Source organism: Actinophytocola sp. (genome assembly GCF_036555685.1).
Lineage (GTDB): Bacteria > Actinomycetota > Actinomycetes > Mycobacteriales > Pseudonocardiaceae > Actinophytocola.
Genome location: NZ_DATBKY010000187.1, coordinates 1 through 2,875 on the forward strand (window position 1 = coordinate 1; position 2,875 = coordinate 2,875).

At 67.0% G+C, this 2,875-nt stretch carries 1 protein-coding gene; it reads left to right on the forward strand.

Annotation, left to right across the window (positions count from 1 at the left end; all coding sequences use genetic code 11):
• Positions 1–324: 324 nt before the first annotated feature.
• Positions 325–2,787, forward strand: a complete 2,463-nt coding sequence (locus VH969_RS17955) for a glycoside hydrolase family 3 N-terminal domain-containing protein (protein WP_331975607.1) — start codon at positions 325–327, stop codon at positions 2,785–2,787.
• Positions 2,788–2,875 lie beyond the last annotated feature (88 nt).

Genomic DNA, 2,875 nt, shown 5'->3' on the forward strand with positions numbered 1-2,875 from the left:
TTGCGGCGGCTCCACCGCTTGGGATTGTCGCGACGTCAGCCGCCGCGGCACCATCCGTCCACGTGACGTTTCCATGAGCGACTCCTCCGTCGGCGACGGTGCAAGCGGCGCCTGCAGATTTCAGGTGAGCGCGACCGACTCGGGTCTGGGCCAGTCGAAACATCAAGCCTCGTCGCGTTCGCGCGAGATGTCTCCCATGTGCAGATCACACGGCATTCCCGAGCACGTCGGCAATGCCTGCATGGCAAGGGTTCGCTGCCGCCACGCGATTTCGGCGACGGCGGGCACTGACCGCGGTTATCCCCAAACCAAGGAGGTCCAGTCATGTCCGCTCCGCAGGCCAGAGGCCCTATGGGCAGGAGAAGGAAGGCGGTGTTCGTTGTCACTGTCGGCGCCTTGGTGGCGGCAGCGCTGGCTGCCTTCATGGGCCAGGGCGTCGCCGCATCCGCGAAGCCGGCCAGCGCTCCGTGGCTCGATGCGCACAAGCCGATTCAGGCCCGGGTGAACTCCCTGCTGGGCGCGATGACCTTGGCCGAGAAGGTCGGCCAGATGGACCAGCAACTCGTCGACAACCTGACCGGTCCGTCCAGTGGATGCGGCAGCCAGGGCTGGGCCCAACTGAACCAGGACTGCATGAAGACGTGGCTGGTCGACAACAACACGGGCTCGCTGCTCGCGGGCGGTACGGACAACCCGCCGGATACGACCGGCCACGGTGGCAGCGGTAACACCGGCTACGACTGGGCCAACGAGTACAACATGATCCAGCAGTACGCGATCAAGAATTCGCGGCTGCACATTCCGGTGATCTTCGGGGTTGACGCCGTGCACGGCTTCGGCCATCCGTGGCAGGCGCCGCTCTTTCCCCAGTCCATCGGCATGGGCGCCACCTGGGATCCATCGGCGGCTCGCACGGGCGGAGCTGCGACGGCTGACGCGGTCCGCGCGACCGGCTGGAACTGGGTCTTCGCCCCCGTCCAGGATCTGGCCCGCGACAACAGGTGGGGACGTACATACGAGACCTGGGCCGAAGCGCCGGTGCTATCGGCGGCAATGGGCGCCGCGAACATCAAGGGCATGCAGTCGCCCGGTCCGGCCGATTCGCTTGGCGTGGCGGCAACGGTCAAGCACTTCGCCGGCTACTCGCAGTCGATCAACGGCCACGACCGCAACGAGGCCCTGCTGCCCCTGAGCTACCTGCAGAGTGTGATCCTCCCGTCCTATGCCGGCGGCATCGACGCCGGCGCTGACACGGTCATGGTGGACTCGGGTTCCATCAACGGATTTCCGGCGACCGGGTCGCACTACCTACTGACCAACATCCTGCGCAACCAGATGCACTTCCAGGGCGTCGTGATCAGTGACTACCAGGACGTGCAGGCACTGCAGACCGCGTACCACATCGCGGCCAACCCGGCTGAGGCGATTGCCAAGGCCGTGAACGCCGGTGTCGACATGGCCATGTACGTGACAGGTCCCGATCAATGGCAGACCGCCATCCTGCAGGACGTGCGCTCCCACGCGATCTCGATGCCACGGATCAATGAGGCGGTGCGGCGGATTCTCACGCTGAAGTTCCAGCTCGGCCTGTTCGACCAACCGTGCGTCAGCGACCCGAGCACGCCGTGCGTCGACGCCGACGCCGCCAATGCGGCGGTCACCGCCGGGCGAGCCGACACGCTCCAGGCTGCGCAGGACTCGGTGACCCTGCTGCGCAACCAGAACAACACGCTGCCGCTCTCCTCGTCCGCCAAGGTCGTCGTCACCGGTCCGAGCGCCGACTCGATGACGAACCAGCTCGGCGGGTGGAGCGTCAGCTGGCAAGGCGTCTTCGGTGCCGGTCACGTGTGCTGCATGGGTCCGGCTGACCAGATTCCGCCCGGGACCACGGTGCAGGAAGGGATCAAGAACGACGACAGCAACGCTCAATACGTGCCCGACGCCGCCACCGCCGCGAGCACGCCCGCCGATGCCTACGTCGTGGCGGTCGGTGAGAAGGCGTACGCCGAAGGGTTGGGCGACAACCCGGCGCCTCAATTGCCGCCTGACCAGAAGGCTGAGATCCAAGCGCTCAAGGCCACCGGCAAGCCGGTAATCGTCGTCGTCATCGCCGGACGTCCTGTCGGCCTGGGCCCCGATGCCGAGACGGCGGCCGGGATTCTGATGGCCTACCAAGGCAGCACCGAGGCCGGCCAGGCAGTCGCCGACGCGATCTTCGGCAAGATCAACCCCAGCGGCAAGCTGCCAATCAGCTGGCCGTCGGACGCCGCTGCGCCGGGCGGGGACTTCGACGGCTCCGCACCGTCACCGCTGGGCGACCAGCCGAAGTTCTTCGACCAGCTACCGGGCACCGGATCCGGTCAGGGGCACGCCTACAACCCGCTCTACCCGTTCGGGTTCGGCCTGTCCTACACGACGTTCACCACGAGTGGCCTCTCGGTGACACCGAGTGTGTCCCGTCACGGGACCGCGACGGCGACGTTCACGGTCAGCAACACCGGAAGCCGTAGCGGGACCGACATCGTTCCCGTCTACGTGGCCCAGCCGGTCAGCAGTGTGGTCGTGCCTCCGCAAAGGCTGGTCGGGTTCACGCGGGTCACGCTCGACGCCGGCCAGTCCAAGACCGTTCACGTCGACTTCCCGGTCTCCACGCTGGCCGAGACGCAGGGAGACATCGACGCGTCCGGACCGCCGACCGTCGAACCAGGGAGCTACATCGTCCAGTTGAACAACAACGTCACGACGCCGTACAACGTCGCCGCGTCAGCCCCATTCACCATCCACTGATCCCCGAACGCGGATTCGCCGCGCCGGCGCCGGCGCGGCGATCCCCGCCGCGACCGGTGGCGTGTAGCGTTCGCGCGCGACCGTGAGC